The organism is Streptomyces sp. NPDC002130 (assembly GCF_040296465.1).
Classification (GTDB): Bacteria; Actinomycetota; Actinomycetes; order Streptomycetales; family Streptomycetaceae; genus Streptomyces.
Window position 1 is genome coordinate 34557 of the sequence record NZ_JBEOXI010000022.1, and the last position, 19541, is coordinate 54097.

Annotated in this window: 17 protein-coding genes; 2 read left to right on the plus strand and 15 right to left on the minus strand. The window is 71.4% G+C overall.

Annotation, left to right across the window (positions count from 1 at the left end; all coding sequences use genetic code 11):
• Positions 1–12: 12 nt before the first annotated feature.
• Positions 13–945 (minus strand): methionyl-tRNA formyltransferase, encoded by a 933-nt coding sequence (fmt, locus tag ABT116_RS06635; protein WP_351628750.1) that lies wholly within the window; start codon positions 943–945, stop codon positions 13–15.
• Between the two features lie 325 nt (positions 946–1270).
• Here fmt and ABT116_RS06640 point away from each other — a divergent pair, with 325 nt between their 5' ends.
• The gene (locus tag ABT116_RS06640) at positions 1271–1816 is read left to right on the plus strand and encodes a hypothetical protein (protein ID WP_351628752.1); all 546 of its coding nucleotides are present in this window, start codon (positions 1271–1273) and stop codon (positions 1814–1816) included.
• Positions 1817–2013: 197 nt separating this feature from the next.
• Here ABT116_RS06640 and ABT116_RS06645 read toward each other — a convergent pair whose 3' ends face one another.
• The 14 genes from ABT116_RS06645 to pyrR form a co-directional block, all read right to left on the minus strand.
• Positions 2014–4179: a primosomal protein N' gene (locus ABT116_RS06645; protein ID WP_351628755.1), complete on the minus strand. Its 2166-nt coding sequence runs from the start codon at positions 4177–4179 to the stop codon at positions 2014–2016.
• Between the two features lie 342 nt (positions 4180–4521).
• Positions 4522–5730, minus strand: a complete 1209-nt coding sequence (metK, locus tag ABT116_RS06650) for a methionine adenosyltransferase (RefSeq protein WP_351628758.1) — start codon at positions 5728–5730, stop codon at positions 4522–4524.
• A gap of 235 nt (positions 5731–5965) precedes the next feature.
• Complete coding sequence (gene coaBC, locus ABT116_RS06655) at positions 5966–7168, minus strand: bifunctional phosphopantothenoylcysteine decarboxylase/phosphopantothenate--cysteine ligase CoaBC (protein WP_351628760.1); 1203 nt, start codon at positions 7166–7168, stop codon at positions 5966–5968.
• Positions 7169–7282: 114 nt separating this feature from the next.
• Complete coding sequence (gene rpoZ / locus ABT116_RS06660; protein ID WP_003988945.1) at positions 7283–7555, minus strand: DNA-directed RNA polymerase subunit omega; 273 nt, start codon at positions 7553–7555, stop codon at positions 7283–7285.
• Between the two features lie 68 nt (positions 7556–7623).
• Positions 7624–8217 (minus strand): guanylate kinase, encoded by a 594-nt coding sequence (gmk, locus tag ABT116_RS06665; RefSeq protein WP_051814725.1) that lies wholly within the window; start codon positions 8215–8217, stop codon positions 7624–7626.
• A gap of 58 nt (positions 8218–8275) precedes the next feature.
• The gene (locus tag ABT116_RS06670) at positions 8276–8599 is read right to left on the minus strand and encodes an integration host factor (protein WP_003977346.1); all 324 of its coding nucleotides are present in this window, start codon (positions 8597–8599) and stop codon (positions 8276–8278) included.
• A 277-nt stretch (positions 8600–8876) separates the two neighbouring features.
• Positions 8877–9722: an orotidine-5'-phosphate decarboxylase gene (gene pyrF, locus ABT116_RS06675; RefSeq protein WP_351628763.1), complete on the minus strand. Its 846-nt coding sequence runs from the start codon at positions 9720–9722 to the stop codon at positions 8877–8879.
• Positions 9719–10825, minus strand: coding sequence for a quinone-dependent dihydroorotate dehydrogenase (locus ABT116_RS06680; protein ID WP_351628765.1), 1107 nt, complete (start codon positions 10823–10825; stop codon positions 9719–9721). The genes pyrF and ABT116_RS06680 overlap by 4 nt, the downstream gene beginning before the upstream one ends.
• 69 nt (positions 10826–10894) lie before the next feature.
• Positions 10895–14203 (minus strand): carbamoyl-phosphate synthase large subunit, encoded by a 3309-nt coding sequence (gene carB, locus ABT116_RS06685; RefSeq protein ID WP_351628768.1) that lies wholly within the window; start codon positions 14201–14203, stop codon positions 10895–10897.
• A complete protein-coding gene (gene carA / locus ABT116_RS06690) occupies positions 14196–15338 on the minus strand; it encodes a glutamine-hydrolyzing carbamoyl-phosphate synthase small subunit (RefSeq protein ID WP_351628770.1) in 1143 nt (380 codons plus the stop codon). The genes carB and carA overlap by 8 nt, the downstream gene beginning before the upstream one ends.
• Positions 15335–15904, minus strand: coding sequence for a PH-like domain-containing protein (locus ABT116_RS06695; protein ID WP_351628773.1), 570 nt, complete (start codon positions 15902–15904; stop codon positions 15335–15337). Before ABT116_RS06695 ends, carA begins: the two co-directional genes overlap by 4 nt.
• On the minus strand, positions 15901–17187 hold the full coding sequence (locus tag ABT116_RS06700; protein ID WP_351628775.1) for a dihydroorotase: 1287 nt from the start codon (positions 17185–17187) through the stop codon (positions 15901–15903). Before ABT116_RS06700 ends, ABT116_RS06695 begins: the two co-directional genes overlap by 4 nt.
• Before the next feature lie 5 nt (positions 17188–17192).
• A complete protein-coding gene (locus tag ABT116_RS06705; protein ID WP_351628778.1) occupies positions 17193–18170 on the minus strand; it encodes an aspartate carbamoyltransferase catalytic subunit in 978 nt (325 codons plus the stop codon).
• 102 nt (positions 18171–18272) lie between these two features.
• On the minus strand, positions 18273–18839 hold the full coding sequence (gene pyrR, locus ABT116_RS06710; protein ID WP_030843153.1) for a bifunctional pyr operon transcriptional regulator/uracil phosphoribosyltransferase PyrR: 567 nt from the start codon (positions 18837–18839) through the stop codon (positions 18273–18275).
• Between the two features lie 266 nt (positions 18840–19105).
• Between pyrR and bldD the strand changes: the two genes are divergently transcribed.
• The coding region (bldD, locus tag ABT116_RS06715) for a transcriptional regulator BldD (RefSeq protein WP_351628782.1) at positions 19106–19541 on the plus strand (436 nt) is incomplete at its 3' end.

Here is a 19541-nt window from a genome sequence, read left to right on the forward strand (position 1 = left end):
CCCTGCCCCGGCTCATCCTCCGAGCTGCTCGCCCTCACCGATCCGCACGCCGCGCGCCCAGTCCGCCGCCCGCATCGGCTTCTTGCCCTGGGCCTGCACCCACAGCAGCTCGACGCCGTACGAGCCGGTGCCCGCGTACACGTTGTTCTTCCCGGCGGCGATCTGCCCCGGGGCGAGGTCCGTCCGGTCGGGCACGGGGGTGACCTGGATGAGCTTGAGCCGCTCACCGCGGAACGTGGTCCAGGCGCCGGGGGCCGGGGTGCAGCCCCGCACCATCCGGTCGACCCGCAGCGCGGGCGCGCTCCAGTCCAGGTGCGCGTCCTCGACGTTGACCTTGGGGGCGAGGCTGATCCCGTCGGCCGGCTGCGGTACGGCCTTCAGCGTGCCGTCCTCGATGCCGTCCATGGTCGCCGCGAGCAGCCCGGCGCCGGCGAAGGCGAGCCGCGTCAGCAAGTCCCCGCTGGTGTCGGTGGCCCGGATCTCCTCCGTCACCGTCCCGTACACCGGACCGGAGTCGAGCCCCTCCTCGATCAGGAAGGTCGACGCCCCGGTGATCTCATCGCCGGCCATGATGGCGTGCTGCACGGGCGCGGCACCGCGCCAGGCCGGCAGCAGGGAGAAGTGCAGATTGACCCAGCCGTGCGCGGGGATGTCGAGGGCCACCCTGGGCAGCAGCGCCCCGTAGGCGACGACGGGACAGCAGTCCGGCCCGATCTCCCGCAGCCGCTCCAGGAACTCGGGGTCCTTCGGCTTCGCGGGCTTCAGCACCTCGATCCCGGCCTCCTCCGCCCGCTCGGCGACGGGCGACGCGACGAGCCTGCGTCCGCGCCCGGCCGGCGCGTCGGGCCGCGTGACGACGGCGGCCACCTCGTGCCGCCCGGAGGCGAGCAGAGCGTCCAGAGCGGGAACGGCGACCTCGGGTGTACCGGCGAAGACGAGCTTCATGGGGTGGTGGGGGCCTCTCGGACGGGGACGATGACGGGCAACGCCCAAGTCTATGAGCCGGAAACGGAAAGCCGCCGACGGCGGCCCGCCCCCACGGGAGAGCTCGGACTCTCGGCCGACAGCTACGGGCGGTGCGCGGGTGGGAGACCAAAGACCGATGGCCGAAGGCCGAGGCGCACACCCCGCCCGGACAGGCGCACACATTTAATCCCACGCCCCCACACCGTGACCCGCGGAGCGAATCCGCGTTGGTCAAGACAGAGTTGACCACAACGGGCCGCGATCGCGGCCCATTCCTTTCAACGCCGGTTCGAGAGGCTTGTTCATGGCCGACCACGCAACCCACGACGCCCAGGCTCGGGCCAGCCTGCACTTGCTGGTGCGGGACATCGAGCGGGTCCGCCGGCAGGTGGACGCACTGCGCACCCTCACCGCCCAGTTGGGCAACGTCTACCGCCCGCGCCGCTCCGGTCCCTCCACGGGCTTCGTCGTCTACGGACGCGCTCCCGCCCCGACGGTACGTCTCGCCCAGGAGCTGCGGGACAGTGTCGAGACCCTGGTCACGGCGGCCGTGGACTTCGACCGCTCACTCGGCTTCTCGTGGGACGCGGTGGGCTCCGCGCTCGGAGTCACCAAGCAGGCGGTCCACCGCCGTTACGGCGCCCGCCGCGCCACGGCCCAGTCGGCCGCGCCCGAGCCCGAGCGCACACCGGAGCCGACGGGCGGCCGGTCGGTCAATGTGACGACCGGCCTGCCCGCCATTCCGACGGTCCCCGCGGCCCGTTCCATGCCCACGCAGCCGACGGCCGGCAGCCCCGCCCTCCGCGACGAGGTCAGGCCGACGGCGTTCCCGGGCCCGCGTAACGGCTGACGCACGGCAGCTGCCCGGGCTGCCGGGCGTCGCACCCTCCGCCCTGCCCTCTCGGACCACTTCCGGGAGGGCGGCCGCATGTCCGGCCGGAGCCGCCGGAGGACTCCCGCCGCCACCTGCGGTGCCCGACCCGGCATCAGCGGCGCCGACCACTCCGTCGTCCGAGGCAACCTCCTCGTGCCGCTCCGAGGCGACGCTCACCCGATGTCGGCCGGATCGATCCGCACCCAGACCCCGGCACCGGTTCCCGCCCCACTGCCGCTTCCCCGGGCCATCCGCGCGGCCTGTGCTGCTTTGAGCGCGGCGGCCAGCGCGGCACCCCTGCCCGGCGGCACCCGCAGCAGCGCCCGCTCCCACTGCTCGCCGGGCGGTGGCGCACCCGCCCGGCGAGGTCGCCCGGGCGCGGGGACGGGCAACGGCACCGGCCCCAGCACCTCGGCCTCGGGCGGCAGTTCGGCCGCACGGAGGAATTCGGCCACCGCATCCGGCGGGCCCGACACGGCCGCCATCCGCGAGACCGGCGGAAAGCCCAGCTCGGCCCGCTCGGCGAGCTCCCGCACGGCGTGACCCACGGGATCCCAGCGGACGAGCGCCTGCACGGGCCGCAGTGTCGGCTCGGCCACGACCACCACCGTGCCCCCGGCCGACTGCGGCCGGACGAGGGACGCGGCCGCGATCCACCGCCGCAACGCGTCCTCCCCGGCCCGCAGATCGGGCCGCCCGAGCATGGCCCACCCGTCGAGCAGCAGCGCCGCCGCGTACCCGCCCTCGGCGACGGGCTCGGCCCCCGGCGTGCTCACGACCAGCGCGGGCGCCTCCGGCACCGTGTCGAGCACGTGTTCCCGCCCCGAGGTGCGTACCGATACGGCGGGGAAGGCCCGGCCCAGTTCCTCGGCGGTCCGCCGGGCCCCGACGACCGAGGCGCGCAGGCGGAAGGAACCGCAGTCGGGACAGTGCCAGCCGCTCTCCTCGCGTCCGCACCACCCGCAGTTCAGGGCACCGCCGTCCGGCGCCTCCAGCGGCCCGGAGCAGTGCCGGCAGCGCGCGGGCGCCCGGCAGTTGGCACACGCCATGCGCGGGACGTACCCCCTGCGGGGCACCTGCACCAGCACCGGGCCGCGCCGCAACCCGTCCCTGACGGCCTGCCAGGCGAGGGTCGGCAGCCGGGCGGCCCGGGCGGCCTCGTCCCGGGCGAGATCCTGGTCCCCGACGGTCCGGACGAGCGGAGCGGCCCCCCGCACCTGCTCCCGGCCTGCGACGAGCGGCCGCGCCCAGCCGCTCTCGACGAGCTGCGCTGCCTCCACCGTGCAGCCCCAGCTCCCCAGCAGGAAACCGCACTTGTCCTGGGCGGCCCGCAGCAGGAGCACCTCGCGGGCATGGGGCTGCGGGGCGTGCTGCTCGCTGTGACTGTCGTCGCCGTCGTCCCAGAGGGCGACCAGGCCAAGGTCCTGGACGGGCGCGAACATGGCGGCCCTGGTTCCGATCACGGCCCGTACGGAACCGCGCCGCACCGCGAGCCACTGTGCGTAGCGCTTCTCGGGGCCGGCGTCGGCGGTGAGCACCGCGTGCCGCCCCTTCCCCAGCAGGGAGGTCAGGGCGGCGTCGGCCCGTGCGACCGCCCGGCCGTCTGGCAGGACGGCGAGCGCCCCTCGCCCGGAGGCCAGCGTCGCGGCAACGGCCCGGGCCAGCTCCTCGCTCCACTGCGGCCCGGGCAGCGCGTTCCACACGGCCCGGGGCGCTCCGCCGGAGACCAGGGACTCCAGGAAGGCCGCCCCCCGCTCGTACCGCTGCCAGCTTCCCGCCCCGGGCGCCGGGGGCGGTGGCAGCGGGTCGGGTGAGGGCCGCTGCTCGGCTCGGGCGTTGCGCGGCGGGACGGCGAGCTGCAGGACGTCGGCGAGGCTGCCCGCGTACCGGTCGGCGACCGCCCGGGCCAGCCCCAGCAGTTCCTCGCTCAGCACCGGCTCGGGCGACACGACCTGGGCGAGGGCGGCCAGTGGCCCGGAGTAGTCGGACTCGGCCAGCCGCTCGACGAGGAACCCGTCGATCAGTCCGCCGCCCTCGCGCCGCCCTTCGCGCACGCGATGCCGCCCGGCGCCGAACCGGACCCGCACGCGCACGCCCGGCTGGGCGTCCGCGTCCAGCTCCTCGGGCACGGCGTAGTCGAAGTACCGGTCGAGATGGAGCACGCCCTTGTCGACGAGGACGCGCGCGACGGGCAGCTCCTTGGCGAGCGCGGCCCCCCGCCAGGTCCGCGGCTTGGCCCGGGGCGTCTTCGCCTTGCGCACACTGTCCCGGATGAGCGCGAGCTGCTCGGGCGGCGCACCCTCCGCGCCCCCGCCCGACTGTTCGTTCTCGCTGCTCACGCCTGCATTCTTACCAAACACCACTGACAACCGGCAGCGCCCGAGTTCCCCGGCGGCGACGGCGTTCACTCGCCTTGGACCACTCGGCCACGCCCACCGGGCACGGCCCGGCCGGCGGCGGGATTCGAACCCGCGGGGCTCCTGAGAGCCAGAAGTATCCGTCGCCTTCGCACCGGGCGCCCCGGCACGCTCCTCAGCGTAGGGACCGTCCGTCGCTCCCCGCGAACCGTTTTGCACGCCCCTGGGGGCGACGGTGCGGAGGAACAGGGCCCCCGGCCGCACGACGAGGCCCGGCTCCCCGAAAGGAAGCCGGGCCTCGTCACGATGCCGTGGGACCGCGGGCTACAGCCCCGCGGCCTTGCGCAGCGCGTCCACGCGGTCCGTCCGCTCCCACGTGAAGTCGGCGAGCTCGCGGCCGAAGTGGCCGTATGCCGCGGTCTGGGAGTAGATCGGGCGGAGCAGGTCGAGGTCGCGGATGATGGCGGCCGGACGGAGGTCGAACACCTCGTCGATCGCCTTCTCGATCTTGTCCGTGTCGATCTTGGCGGTGCCGAAGGTCTCGACGAACAGACCCACCGGCTCGGCCTTGCCGATCGCGTAGGCGACCTGGACCTCGCATCGGGTGGCCAGACCCGCGGCGACCACGTTCTTCGCGACCCAGCGCATCGCGTACGCGGCGGAGCGGTCGACCTTGGACGGGTCCTTGCCGGAGAACGCGCCACCGCCGTGCCGGGCCATGCCGCCGTAGGTGTCGATGATGATCTTGCGGCCGGTCAGGCCGGCGTCACCCATCGGACCGCCGATCTCGAAGCGGCCGGTGGGGTTGACCAGGAGGCGGTAGTTCTCCGTGTCGAGCTTGATGCCTTCGTCCAGCAGCGCCTTCAGCTCCGGCTCGACGACGAACTCCTTGATGTCCGGAGCCAGCAGCGAGTCCAGGTCGATGTCGGAGGCGTGCTGCGACGAGACGACGACGGTGTCCAGACGGACCGCCTTGTCGCCGTCGTACTCGATGGTGACCTGCGTCTTGCCGTCCGGGCGCAGGTAGGGGATGGTGCCGTTCTTGCGCACGTCGGACAGCCGCTTCGACAGCCGGTGGGCCAGGAAGATCGGCAGCGGCATCAGCGTCGGCGTCTCGTCCGTCGCGTAGCCGAACATCAGGCCCTGGTCGCCGGCACCCTGCTTGTCGAGCTCGTCCTCGTCGCCCTCGACACGGGACTCGTACGCCGTGTCCACGCCCTGGGCGATGTCCGGGGACTGTGCGCCGATCGACACCGACACGCCGCAGGAGGCGCCGTCGAAGCCCTTCTTGCTGGAGTCGTAGCCGATCTCGAGGATCTTGTTGCGGACCAGCGTCGCGATGTCCGCGTACGTCTTGGTCGTGACCTCGCCGGCCACGTGCACCAGGCCGGTCGTGATCAGGGTCTCGACGGCGACCCGGGATGACGGGTCCTCGCGCAGGAGCGCGTCGAGAATGGTGTCGCTGATCTGGTCAGCGATCTTGTCGGGGTGACCCTCGGTCACGGACTCCGAGGTGAAAAGGCGACGGGACACAACGCTCCCTGAGGTTGCAGCGGCTGCTGGCTGATCATTGGCGGACGGCGGGGGCTGCACCCGGCGCCGTCCGTGGACAGTTTACGGGTCACGCTTCGGCCACGGTCCCCCTGTCTCGCCACTCGGGAGTGCTGTGACCTGCGGCACGGGCATTCTGCCCAATGGCGAGCGACGTTGGCCAGAGGCGCCACGCCCCGGTCCACCCGTTTTCGAGCGGGTATACGGCGATCGGACCTCAGCGCAGGCGCTCGGCCACCAGGTCCCACACCGTGTCGGCCAGAGCCTCCTTGGGGCCGTGCGCCACGGCGGTCTCGCTGCCGTCGGCACCGAGCACGACCGCCTCGTTCTCCTCGGAACCGAAGGTCTTGCGCTCCCCCACCTCGTTCACGACGAGCAGATCGCAGCCCTTGCGCTTGAGCTTGGCCCGGCCGTTGGCGAGGACGTCGTCCGTCTCCGCGGCGAAGCCGACGATCACCTGTCCGGCGCGGGCGCGGTCGGCGGAGATCTCCGCGAGGATGTCCGGATTCCGCACCAGGGTGATCGGCTCCGGCTCCTGCCCGTCCTTCTTCTTGATCTTCCCCGCCGCGTACGCCGCCGGTCGGAAGTCCGCGACCGCGGCCGCCATCACCACGGCGTCGGCCTCCGGGGCCGCGTGCAGCACCGCCTCGCGCAGCTGCACGGCGGTGCCGACGGGGACGACGTCGACGCCCGCCGGGGCCGGCAGGGTGCTGTTGGCCGCGATCAGCGTGACCCGGGCGCCGCGGGCGGCGGCGGTGCGGGCGAGGGCGTAGCCCTGCTTGCCGGAGGAGCGGTTGCCGAGGAAGCGGACGGGGTCCAGGGGCTCGCGGGTGCCGCCGGCGCTGACGACGACATGCCGGCCCTCGAGGTCGGGCTCGGTGACGCCGCGGGCCAGCACACGGCGGCAGACCTCGAAGATCTCGCCCGGGTCGGGCAGCCGGCCCTTGCCGGTGTCGACGCCGGTGAGGCGGCCCACGGCCGGCTCGATGACGAGGGCGCCGCGGCGGCGCAGCGTCGCCACGTTCTCCTGGGTGGCCGGGTGCTCCCACATCTCCGTGTGCATGGCGGGCGCGAAGACCACCGGGCAGCGCGCGGTGAGCAGCGTGTTGGTGAGGAGGTCGTCGGCGAGGCCGTGGGCCGCCTTGGCGAGCATGTCGGCGGTGGCCGGGGCGACGACGACCAGGTCCGCGTGCTGTCCGATGCGGACGTGCGGCACCTCGTGGACGTCGTCCCACACCTCGGTGGTGACGGGGTTGCCGGAGAGCGCGGACCAGGTGGCGGCGCCGACGAAGTGCAGCGCGGAGGCGGTGGGCACCACGCGCACGTCGTGGCCCGACTCCGTCAGCCGCCGCAGCAGCTCACAGGCCTTGTACGCGGCGATGCCCCCGCTGACCCCCAGAACGACCTTCGGCTTGTCCACGTCTCTCCCCGGACCTCGGCAACCGGCACAGCGTACGACTCCATGACACACCACAGGCCCGGCAGTCGGCCTGCCGGGCCTGTGGATAAGTCAGCACAAAGCTGTAAATCCTACTTACTGCGCCGGGCCCTCGACGGCCTCGGACGTCAGGAGCCCCGCGTTGATCTCGCGGAGGGCGATCGAGAGCGGCTTCTCGTGGACGTGGGTGTCTACGAGAGGACCGACGTACTCGAGGAGACCCTCGCCGAGCTGCGAGTAGTACGCGTTGATCTGGCGGGCACGCTTGGCCGCGTAGATCACGAGGCTGTACTTCGAGTCGGTGGCCTCGAGGAGCTCGTCGATCGGCGGGTTGATGATGCCCTCGGGCGCGGAGATGGAAGAGGACACGCTCTACCTTCCGATGGATGGGAAAGAATCTGTCGGGGTGATCGGCCGGCCGGAGCGGTCGGCGATGGTCACACGACGTCCATCAAGGCTAGCAGCTCGCGCGCCACGTCCTCGACGGAGGTGTTGACCAGGGTGGTGTCGAACTCCGGCTCGGCCGCGAGTTCGATCTTCGCCGCGTCGAGCCGGCGCTCGATCACCTCGGGCGGTTCGGTGCCCCGCCCGGTGAGTCGGCGCACGAGCTCCTCCCAGGAGGGAGGAGCCAGGAACACCAGCTGGGCCTCGGGCATCGACTCCCGGACCAGGCGGGCGCCCTGCAGGTCGATCTCCAGGAGGACGGGCTCGCCGTTCTCCAGGCGCTCCTGCACGGCCGCACGCGGCGTGCCGTAGCGGTTGCCGGCGAACTCGGCCCACTCCAGCAGTTCCCCGTTGGCGATCAGCTTGTCCATCTCGTCGTCGGAGACGAAGAAGTAGTGGACTCCGTGCTGCTCGCCGGGGCGGGGCTTGCGGGTCGTCGCCGACACCGAGAGCCAGACCTCGGGGTGTTCCTTGCGCATATGAGCGACGACCGTGCTCTTGCCGACCCCGGAGGGGCCGGAGAGCACGGTCAGCCGCGGACGTACGTCCGGGGGTACGGGGGACGTCCCCCGGGGTGTTGCAGCCATGCAGCGATTATCCAGCAATCGCGGAGTGCCCGGGACTCGCTTCCCCGGACTGCCCGGTTCAGGAGCCGGTGCTGCCGAACTCGCGCTCCAGGGAGGCGATCTGGTTGGAACCGAGGCCACGCACACGGCGGCTCTCGGAGATGCCGAGTCGCTCCATGATCTGCTTGGCGCGGACCTTGCCCACGCCCGGCAGCGACTCGAGGAGGGCGGAGACCTTCATCTTGCCGATGACGTCATTCTCCTGGCCCTGCTTGATGACCTCGTGAAGGGAGGCGCCGGAGTGCTTGAGTCGATTCTTGACCTCGGCCCGCTCCCGGCGAGCCGCGGCGGCCTTTTCGAGCGCGGCTGCGCGCTGTTCAGGGGTAAGGGGCGGAAGAGCCACGCCTACGTCACCTCGGATGTCGAACTGTCGGATACGGACCGGTGAGGAACCTAGTCGCCCCACACCTGGGGAGCCACGAGCAACACACGCTTGCCCGTTCTCTCGTCGGAGACTAGCGGGCAAGTCCGCCGGAGTCATTGAGAACAGCGGAAAAGTCCTGGTCAGCCTTCATCTGAACGGACATTTAGGACATACTGCCCCGGATTTGAGGATGTATTCAGACTCAAGGCCGCCGCGGACCACTCATCGGAGGTCTCACCGGAAGGTCAGGACCGCCTCACGAGGACGTCACGGACTGACGGATCTCCTCGGCGAAGCGCTCCGCGGCGTCACGCAGAGCGACCGTGTCGGGACCGTGGCGTAGCACTCCGCGGCTGACGTTCGGCACGACGTTGCGCACCGCCGCACCGAAGACCGCGGGAAGGTCGGCCGGCTTGGCGCCCTGGGCGCCGATACCGGGCGCGAGGAGCGGGCCGTTGATGTCCAGGTCGTACGTCGACAGATCACCGAGGGTGGCGCCGACGACCGCGCCGAAGGACCCCAGGGGCCCCTCCCCCGTGTTCTCGGCGGCCAGGTGCGCCAGCATCGTCGCTCCGACGTTCCGGCCGTCGGACCGCACGGCGTGCTGCACCTCGCCGCCCTCCGGGTTGGAGGTCAGGGCCAGCACGAACAGTCCGGCGCCGCTCTCGCGGGCCAGCGCGACGGCCGGGCTGAGCGATCCGTAGCCGAGGTACGGCGAGACGGTCAGGGCGTCGGAGAACAGCGGCGCGTCCTTGTGCAGGAAGGACTCGGCATACGCGGCCATGGTGGAGCCGATGTCGCCGCGCTTGGCGTCCATCACGACCAGCGCGCCCGCCGCCCGGGCCTCGGCGACCGACTTCTCCAGCACGGCGACGCCGCGCGAGCCGAAGCGCTCGAAGAACGCGCTCTGCGGCTTGAGCACGGCGACCCGGTCGGCGACCGCCTCGACGACCGTGCGGCTGAACCGCTCCAGGCCCCCCACGTCGTCGTTGAGGCCCCACTCGGCCAGCAGGGAGGCGTGCGGGTCGATGCCGACGCACAGCGGGCCGCGCTCGTCCATGGCGCGGCGCAGGCGCGCGCCGAAGGGCTCGAGACCACTCATGCCGTCTTCCTCACGTCGGCGCCCACCGCGTCGGCGAGCGTGGCGTAGGGGCTCGTGGCCAGGCGTGCGGCGAGCCCCTTGTGGATCGCGCGGCCCCAGAAGGGCCCCTCGTAGATGAAGGCGCTGTAGCCCTGGACCAGCGTGGCGCCGGCCAGGATGCGCTGCCAGGCGTCCTCGGCGTTCTCGATGCCGCCGACGCCCACCAGGGTGATCCGGTCGCCCACGCGCGCGTAGAGGCGGCGCAGGACCTCCAGGGAGCGGTCCTTCAGGGGCGCTCCGGACAGGCCGCCGGTCTCCTTGACCAGGGAGGGGTCGGACTTCAGGCCGAGGCCCTCGCGCGCGATGGTGGTGTTGGTGGCGATGATGCCGTCCAGCCCGAGCTCCACCGCCAGGTCGGCGACGGCGTCGACGTCCTCGTCGGCGAGGTCCGGCGCGATCTTGACCAGGAGGGGGACGCGGCGGGCGGACACCGTGCGGTCGGCGGCCTCGCGGACGGCGCTCAGCAGGGGGCGCAGCGCCTCGGTGGCCTGGAGGTTGCGCAGCCCCGGCGTGTTCGGCGAGGAGACGTTGACCACCAGGTAGTCGGCGTACAGGGCCAGCCGCTCGGCGGACTTCACGTAGTCGGCGACGGCCTCCTCCTCGGAGACGACCTTGGTCTTGCCGATGTTGACGCCGACGACCGGCTTGAAGACGGGCGTACGGGAGGCGAGGCGGGCGGCGACGCGGAGCGAGCCGTCGTTGTTGAAGCCCATGCGGTTGATCAGGGCCCGGTCCTCGACCAGGCGGAACAGCCGCTGCTTGGGGTTGCCGGGCTGCGGTTCGCCGGTCACCGTGCCGATCTCGACGTGGTCGAAGCCGAGCATCGCCATGCCGTCGATGCCGACGGCGTTCTTGTCGAAGCCGGCCGCGAGCCCGAAGGGGCCGTGCATCCGCAGGCCGAGGGCCTCCGTACGCAGCTCCCTGTACCGGGGCGCGAGGGCGGCCGCGAGGAAGGTGCGCAGCACGGGCACGCGGGCGGCCAGGCGGATCCAGCGGAAGGCCAGGTGGTGGGCCTGCTCCGGGTCCAGCCGCTTGAAGACGAGACGGAAGAAGATTTTGTACATGGTGTCCTCACGAGGACTCGGCGTCCTCACGAAGAGGGGGACACCTTTTCCGGTGTCCCCCTCGGGCTGCTAGTCGCGGGCCGCGGTCAGGTGTTCCGCGTGTTCCTGGAGCGAGCGGACGCTCACGTCGCCGCGGTTGAGGGCGTCGATGCCCTGGACCGCCGCCGCGAGGGCCTGGACCGTCGTCAGGCAGGGCACGGAGCGCGCCACGGCCGCCGTACGGATGTCGTAGCCGTCGAGGCGGCCGCCCGTGCCGTACGGGGTGTTGACGATGAGGTCGACCTCGCCGTCGTGGATGAGCTGGACGATGGTCTTCTCGCCGTTCGGGCCGGTGCCCTCGGACTGCTTGCGCACGATGGTGGCGTTGATGCCGTTGCGCTTGAGGACCTCCGCCGTGCCGGACGTGGCGAGCAGCTCGAAGCCGTGCGCGACCAGCTCGCGGGCCGGGAAGATCATCGAGCGCTTGTCGCGGTTGGCGACCGAGATGAACGCGCGGCCCTTGGTGGGCAGCGGGCCGTAAGCGCCGGCCTGCGACTTGGCGTACGCCGTGCCGAAGACCGAGTCGATGCCCATGACCTCGCCGGTGGAGCGCATCTCCGGGCCGAGGACCGTGTCGACGCCGCGGCCGTGGATGTCGCGGAAGCGCGACCACGGCATCACGGCCTCCTTCACGGAGATCGGCGCGTCGAACGGCAGCTCGCCGCCGTCGCCGGTGGCCGGGAGCAGGCCCTCGGCTCGCAGCTCGGCGATCGTGGCGCCCAGCGAGATCCGGGCGGCGGCCTTGGCCAGCGGTACCGCCGTCGCCTTCGAGGTGAAGGGGACGGTCCGGGACGCGCGCGGGTTGGCCTCCAGGACGTAGAGGATGTCGCCCGCGAGCGCGAACTGGATGTTGATCAGGCCGCGGACGCCGACGCCCTTGGCGATGCCCTCCGTGGAGGCGCGCAGGCGCTTGATGTCGAAGCCGCCGAGCGTGATCGGGGGCAGGGCGCACGCCGAGTCGCCGGAGTGGATGCCGGCCTCCTCGATGTGCTCCATGACGCCGCCGAGGTAGAGCTCCTCACCGTCGTAGAGGGCGTCGACGTCGATCTCGATCGCGTCGTCGAGGAACCGGTCGACGAGGACCGGCCGGGACGGGCTGATCTCGGTCGACTCGGCGATGTAGGACTCCAGCCGGGTCTCGTCGTAGACGATCTCCATGCCGCGCCCGCCCAGGACGTACGAGGGGCGCACCAGGACCGGGTAGCCGATCTCGTCGGCAATGGCCTTGGCCTCGGCGAAGGTGGTGGCGGTGCCGTGCTTGGGGGCCGGGAGACCGGCCTCCTTGAGGACCCGGCCGAAGGCGCCCCGGTCCTCCGCGGCGTGGATGGCCTCCGGGGAGGTACCGACGATCGGCACGCCGTTGTCCTTGAGCGCCTGCGACAGGCCCAGCGGGGTCTGGCCGCCGAGCTGGACGACGACGCCCGCGACCGGTCCGGCCTGCTGCTCGGCGTGCACGATCTCCAGCACGTCCTCGAGCGTCAGCGGCTCGAAGTACAGGCGGTCGGAGGTGTCGTAGTCCGTGGAGACGGTCTCCGGGTTGCAGTTGACCATCACGGTCTCGTAGCCCGCGTCGCTCAGCGCGAAGGAGGCGTGGACGCAGGAGTAGTCGAACTCGATGCCCTGGCCGATGCGGTTCGGGCCGGAGCCCAGGATGATGACGGCCGGCTTCTCGCGGGAGGCGACCTCCGTCTCCTCGTCGTAGGAGGAGTAGAAGTACGGCGTCTTCGCGGCGAACTCGGCGGCGCAGGTGTCGACCGTCTTGTAGACCGGGCGGATGCCGAGCGCGTGCCGGACCTCGCGGACGACGTCCTCGCGCAGGCCGCGGATCTCGCCGATCTGCTGGTCGGAGAAGCCGTGCCGCTTGGCCTCGGCGAGCAGGTCGGCGGTCAGCTCGGGCGCCTCGGCAAGCTCGTCGGCGATCTCCTTGATCAGGAAGAGCTGGTCGACGAACCAGGGGTCGATCTTCGTGTAGTCGAAGACCTCCTCGGGCGTGGCGCCCGCGCGGATGGCCTGCATGACCGTGTTGATCCGGCCGTCGGTGGGGCGGACGGCCTGCTCCAGCAGCTGGAGCTTGTCGCCGGGCTCGCCGACGAAGGTGAACTGGCTGCCCTTCTTCTCCAGCGAGCGCAGCGCCTTCTGGAAGGCCTCGGTGAAGTTGCGGCCGATGGCCATGGCCTCGCCGACCGACTTCATCGTGGTGGTGAGGGTGGAGTCGGCGCTCGGGAACTTCTCGAAGGCGAACCGCGGGGCCTTCACCACCACGTAGTCGAGCGTCGGCTCGAAGGAGGCCGGGGTCTCCTGCGTGATGTCGTTGGGGATCTCGTCCAGCGTGTAGCCGACGGCGAGCTTGGCGGCGATCTTGGCGATCGGGAAGCCGGTCGCCTTGGAGGCGAGGGCCGAGGAGCGCGACACGCGCGGGTTCATCTCGATGACGATGACCCGGCCGTCCTCGGGGTTCACCGCGAACTGGATGTTGCAGCCGCCGGTGTCGACGCCGACCTCGCGGATGACGGCGATGCCGATGTCACGCAGGGTCTGGTACTCGCGGTCGGTGAGGGTCATCGCCGGGGCGACGGTGATGGAGTCGCCGGTGTGCACGCCCATGGGGTCGAAGTTCTCGATGGAGCAGACGACCACGACGTTGTCGTGCTTGTCGCGCATCAGCTCCAGCTCGTACTCCTTCCAGCCGAGGATGGACTCCTCCAGGAGCACCTCGGTGGTCGGGGAGAGCGTGAGGCCCTGGCCGGCGATGCGGCGCAGCTCCTCCTCGTCGTGGGCGAAGCCGGAGCCGGCGCCGCCCATGGTGAAGGAGGGGCGGACGACGACCGGGTAGCCGCCGAGCGTGTCGACGCCGGCGAGGACGTCGTCCATGGAGTGGCAGATCACCGAGCGGGCGGACTCGCCGTGGCCGATCTTCTGGCGTACGGCCTCGACGACCTCCTTGAAGAGGTCGCGGTCCTCGCCCTTGTTGATGGCCTCGACATTGGCGCCGATCAGCTCGACGCCGTACTTGTCGAGCGTCCCGGCCTCGTGCAGCGAGATCGCGGTGTTGAGGGCCGTCTGGCCGCCCAGGGTGGGCAGCAGCGCGTCGGGGCGCTCCTTGGCGATGATCTTCTCGACGAACTCGGGGGTGATCGGCTCGACGTAGGTGGCGTCGGCGATCTCCGGGTCGGTCATGATCGTCGCCGGGTTGGAGTTCACCAGGACGACCCGCAGGCCCTCGGCCTTGAGGACGCGGCATGCCTGGGTGCCGGAGTAGTCGAACTCGGCGGCCTGGCCGATGACGATCGGGCCGGAGCCGATGACCAGGACGGACTGGATATCGGTGCGCTTAGGCACGCTGGCCCTCCATCAGGGATACGAAGCGGTCGAACAGGTAGGCGGCGTCGTGCGGGCCGGCTGCCGCTTCGGGGTGGTACTGGACGCTGAAAGCGGGGCGGTCGAGGAGCTGGAGCCCTTCCACCACGTTGTCGTTCAGACAGACGTGGGACACCTCGGCGCGGCCGAACGGGGTCTCGGAGACCTGGTCGAGCGGGGCGTCGACGGCGAAGCCGTGGTTGTGCGCGGTGACCTCGACCTTGCCGGTCGTCCGGTCCTGCACCGGCTGGTTGATGCCGCGGTGGCCGTACTTCAGCTTGAAGGTGCCGAAGCCGAGCGCGCGGCCCAGGATCTGGTTGCCGAAGCAGATGCCGAACAGCGGGGTGCCGCGCTCCAGGACACCCTGCATCACGGAGACGGGGTGGTCCGCGGTGGCCGGGTCGCCCGGGCCGTTGGAGAAGAACACGCCGTCCGGGTTCACCGCGTAGATGTCCTCGACAGTGGCGGTCGCCGGGAGCACGTGCACCTCGATGCCGCGCTCGGCCATGCGGTGCGGGGTCATGCCCTTGATGCCGAGGTCGACGGCGGCGACGGTGAACTTCTTCTCGCCGATGGCCGGGACGACGTACGGCTCGGTGGTGGCGACCTCGGCGGAGAGGTTCGCGCCCTTCATCTGCGGGGCTTCCTGGACGCGGGCCAGCAGTGCGGCGTCGTCCCGGACGGCGTCGCCGCTGAAGATGCCGACGCGCATGGCGCCGCGCTCGCGCAGGTGGCGGGTGAGGGCGCGGGTGTCGATGCCGCTGATGCCGACGACGCCCTGGGCGTCCAGCTCCTCGTCCAGCGTGCGCCGGGAGCGCCAGCTGGACGGCACCCGCGCGGGGTCGCGCACGACGTATCCGGAGACCCAGATCTTCTTGGACTCCATGTCCTCGTCGTTGACGCCCGTGTTGCCGACGTGCGGGGCGGTCATGACGACCACCTGGCGGTGGTAGGAGGGGTCGGTGAGGGTCTCCTGGTAGCCGGTCATGCCGGTGGAGAACACCGCTTCGCCGAAGGTCTCCCCCACGGCCCCGTAGGCGCGGCCGCGGAAGACCCGGCCGTCCTCCAGGACGAGTACGGCGGGAGTTTTGGCGGCTCCCCTGGTGGAGGTGGTCATCGTTCGGCGCCTTCCCTGGTGTTCGTTTCGATCATGGAGTTGAGGGTCTCGACCCACTCGTTGTGCTCGGCCGCGTGGTCGGAGCGGAACCCGGAGTCGATCAGCCGGTCGCCGTGCTCCCAGGTGACGACGAGCAGACCGCCCTCGGTGAGCACCTTCCCGGCGATGCCCTTGTCGAGCCGGGCCTCGCGCAGGGCCGCGGCCGGGACGAAGAAGTCGGTCGCCCCGGGGCGTACGACGTCCAGTCCGGCGTCGGTGAGCGTGAGCTCCGCGCGGCTGCGGGTGCCCAGGCCGTGCGCGACGATGCGGTCGAGCCACTGCCCGGCGGTGGTGGAGCCGTGGTAGCGGCCGCTCATGGTCAGGCGTGCCGGGCCCGGGTCGTCCGGGGCCGTGGGCAGCTCGGGCAGGTCGCCCTGGAGGGTGCCCCGCCACTTCCAGCCCTCGCGCATCAGCCAGTAGACGAGCGCCACGAACAGCGCGAGGCCGACGACCCAGCCGATGCGGGCGGCCCAGTCGGTCACTTGCGCCGATTCCTTCTCGGCGGCCAGCAGGAGTACAGGTGTCACGTGAGCTTCCCGTCGACGAGCGTGGCCTTGCCCCGCAGCCACGTGTGCGTCACACGGCCCGGCAGCTCACGCCCCTCGTAGGGGGTGTTGCGGCTGCGCGAGGCGAAGCCCGCGGGTTCCACGAGCCCACGGTATGCCGTGTCGACCAGGGTGAGGTTGGCGGGCTCACCTGCCGAGACGGGACGGCCGTGGCCCGTGGCCTGTCCGATCTGCGCGGGCTTGACGGACATCCGGTCGGCGACGCCGGCCCAGTCCAGCAGGCCCGTGTCGACCATGGTCTCCTGCACCACCGACAGCGCGGTCTCCAGGCCGACCATGCCCATGGCGGCCGCGGCCCACTCGCAGTCCTTGTCCTCGTGCGGGTGCGGGGCGTGGTCGGTGGCGACGATGTCGATCGTGCCGTCGGCGAGCGCCTCGCGCAGGGCCAGCACGTCGCGCTCGGTGCGCAGCGGCGGGTTGACCTTGTAGACGGGGTTGTAGGTGCGCACCAGCTCATCCGTGAGGAGGAGGTGGTGCGGGGTGACCTCGGCGGTGACGGCGATGCCGCGGGACTTGGCCCAGCGGACGATCTCGACGGACCCGGCGGTCGACAGGTGGCAGATGTGGACGCGGGAGCCGACGTGGTCGGCGAGCAGGACATCCCGGGCGATGATCGATTCTTCGGCCACCGCGGGCCAGCCCCCGAGCCCCAGCTCCGCCGAGACGACGCCCTCGTTCATCTCGGCGCCCTCGGTCAGCCGCGGCTCCTGCGCGTGCTGCGCGACGACACCGCCGAAGGCCTTCACGTACTCCAGGGCCCGGCGCATGATCACGGCGTCGTGGACGCACTTGCCGTCGTCGGAGAAGACGGTGACGCCGGCGGCGGACTCGTGCATGGCACCCAGCTCGGCGAGCTTCCTGCCCTCCAGGCCGACGGTGACCGCACCGATGGGCTGGACGTCGCAGTAGCCGTGCTCCTTGCCGAGCCGCCAGACCTGCTCGACGACACCCGCGGTGTCGGCGACCGGGAAGGTGTTGGCCATGGCGAAGACGGTGGTGAAGCCGCCGGAGGCGGCGGCGCGCGTGCCGGTGAGGACGGTCTCGGAGTCCTCGCGGCCGGGCTCGCGCAGATGGGTGTGCAGGTCGACCAGGCCCGGCAGCAGCACCTTGCCCTCGGCCTCGACGACCTCGGCGCCCTCGGCGGACAGGCCGCCGCCCACCTCGGCGATGGTCCCGCCGTCGATCAGGACGTCCTGCGGCTCGCCGCCGAGCACCTTCGCACCACGGATCAGGATCTTGCTCATCTGTCTTACTTCTCCTCGGTGCGGGGGTGGGTGACGGCGGGTTCGTTCCCACCGAGCAGCAGATACAGGACGGCCATCCGGATGGACACTCCGTTTGCGACCTGCTCGACGACGGTGCAGCGGTCGGAGTCGGCGACCTCGGCGGTGATCTCCATGCCGCGGACCATCGGGCCGGGGTGCATCACGATGGCGTGCTCGGGCATCCGGGCCATGCGGTCGCCGTCGAGCCCGTAGCGCCGGGAGTACTCGCGCTCGGTGGGGAAGAACGCGGCGTTCATGCGCTCGCGCTGGACGCGCAGCATCATCACCGCGTCGGACTTGGGCAGCGTGCTGTCGAGGTCGTAGGACACCTCGCAGGGCCAGGTCTCGATGCCGACCGGCAGCAGGGTCGGCGGGGCGACGAGGGTGACCTCGGCGCCGAGGGTGTGCAGCAGGTCGACGTTGGAGCGGGCGACCCGGCTGTGCAGGACGTCGCCGACGAGCGTGATGCGCTTGCCGTCGAGGTCGCGGCCGAGTCCGGCGTCCGGGCCGATCAGGCGGCGGCGCATGGTGAAGGCGTCCAGCAGGGCCTGGGTGGGGTGCTGGTGGGTGCCGTCGCCGGCGTTGACGACGGCCGCGTCGATCCAGCCGGAGTTGGCGAGGCGGTACGGGGCTCCGGAGGCGCCGTGCCGGATGACGACGGCGTCGACGCCCATCGCCTCCAGGGTCTGGGCGGTGTCCTTCAGGGACTCGCCCTTGGAGACGCTGGAGCCCTTGGCCGAGAAATTGATGACGTCCGCTGACAGCCTCTTCTCGGCGGCTTCGAAGGAGATCCGGGTCCGCGTGGAGTCCTCGAAGAAGAGGTTGACGATCGTGCGGCCGCGCAGGGTCGGCAGCTTCTTGATCGGCCGGTCGGCGACCCGGGCCATCTCCTCGGCGGTGTCGAGGATCAGGACGGCGTCGTCGCGGGTGAGGTCGGCGGCCGAGATGAGATGACGCTGCATCTGTCAGGCTCCGTAAGGCAGTTCATTCGGGAGATTCGGGGCAGACGGGCGCGCGGGGGCGCGCACTGAGCCGGCGTACGACGGTGGCGTACGCCTGGAGCGCTACTGAGGGGTCGGCTTGGCACCGAGCAGCACGGTGTCGCGACCGTCCTCCTCGGCGAGCTGGACCTTGACCGTCTCCCGCAACGACGTGGGGAGGTTCTTGCCGACGTAGTCGGCGCGGATGGGCAGTTCGCGGTGTCCGCGGTCGACGAGGACGGCGAGCTGCACCGCGCGCGGGCGCCCGAGGTCGTTCAGCGCGTCGAGGGCGGCGCGGATGGTGCGGCCGGAGAAGAGCACGTCGTCGACGAGGACGACGAGCTTGCCGTCGAGACCGTCACCGGGGATCTCGGTGCGGGCGAGCGCACGCGGCGGGTGCATGCGCAGGTCGTCGCGGTACATGGTGATGTCGAGCGAGCCGCACGGGACCTTGCGCTCGGTGATCTGCTCCAGTTTGTCCGCGATCCGCCGGGCGAGGAAGACGCCGCGGGTCGGGATGCCGAGGAGCACCACGTCGTCGGCGCCCTTGGCGCGTTCGACGATCTCGTGGGCGATGCGGGTCAGCACCCGCGCGATGTCGGGCCCTTCGAGAACGGGCCGGGCATCGGACTGCGTGTCGTGCGTGTCCATACGAAACGGACCTCCTTCTCCGCCTCACGGGACGGACCTTAAAGGACGTCGAGATTGCGCCATACACGGTAGCAGGTCCCCGAGATCGCCCGTACGGCCCCCTGGGATCACCCACTCGGCGCAACGGAACGCCGATACCACGGAAGAGTCGGTGCGGACCATTCGGCTTGACGCGGCAGAGTAACGCTGCGTAACCTCACAGTGAGTTACCAGCCGCGCGGCCTGGCACCCACGCCAGACGCGTCGACACAGTGCCGGGGAGCTATATGTCCAGCGAATACGCCAAACAGCTCGGGGCCAAGCTCCGGGCGATCCGCACCCAGCAGGGCCTTTCCCTCCACGGTGTCGAGGAGAAGTCCCAGGGACGCTGGAAGGCGGTCGTGGTCGGTTCGTACGAGCGCGGCGACCGTGCCGTGACCGTACAGCGCCTTGCCGAGCTGGCGGATTTCTACGGCGTTCCGGTGCAGGAACTGCTTCCGGGCACGACCCCGGGCGGGGCCGCCGAGCCGCCGCCGAAGCTGGTCCTGGACCTGGAGCGGCTGGCCACGGTGCCGGCCGAGAAGGCGGGTCCCCTCCAGCGCTACGCGGCCACCATCCAGTCGCAGCGCGGTGACTACAACGGCAAGGTGCTGTCGATCCGCCAGGACGACCTGCGCACACTGGCCGTCATCTACGACCAGTCGCCGTCCGTCCTCACGGAAC

Coding starts and splice junctions, on each gene's coding strand:
- fmt (WP_351628750.1), bottom strand. CDS start 945: ATGAAGCTCGTCTTCGCCGGTACACCCGAGGTCGCCGTTCCCGCTCTG.
- ABT116_RS06640 (WP_351628752.1), top strand. CDS start 1,271: ATGGCCGACCACGCAACCCACGACGCCCAGGCTCGGGCCAGCCTGCAC.
- gmk (WP_051814725.1), bottom strand. CDS start 8,217: ATGGCTGCAACACCCCGGGGGACGTCCCCCGTACCCCCGGACGTACGT.
- pyrF (WP_351628763.1), bottom strand. CDS start 9,722: ATGAGTGGTCTCGAGCCCTTCGGCGCGCGCCTGCGCCGCGCCATGGAC.
- ABT116_RS06680 (WP_351628765.1), bottom strand. CDS start 10,825: ATGTACAAAATCTTCTTCCGTCTCGTCTTCAAGCGGCTGGACCCGGAG.
- carA (WP_351628770.1), bottom strand. CDS start 15,338: ATGACCACCTCCACCAGGGGAGCCGCCAAAACTCCCGCCGTACTCGTC.
- ABT116_RS06700 (WP_351628775.1), bottom strand. CDS start 17,187: ATGAGCAAGATCCTGATCCGTGGTGCGAAGGTGCTCGGCGGCGAGCCG.
- ABT116_RS06705 (WP_351628778.1), bottom strand. CDS start 18,170: ATGCAGCGTCATCTCATCTCGGCCGCCGACCTCACCCGCGACGACGCC.
- pyrR (WP_030843153.1), bottom strand. CDS start 18,839: ATGGACACGCACGACACGCAGTCCGATGCCCGGCCCGTTCTCGAAGGG.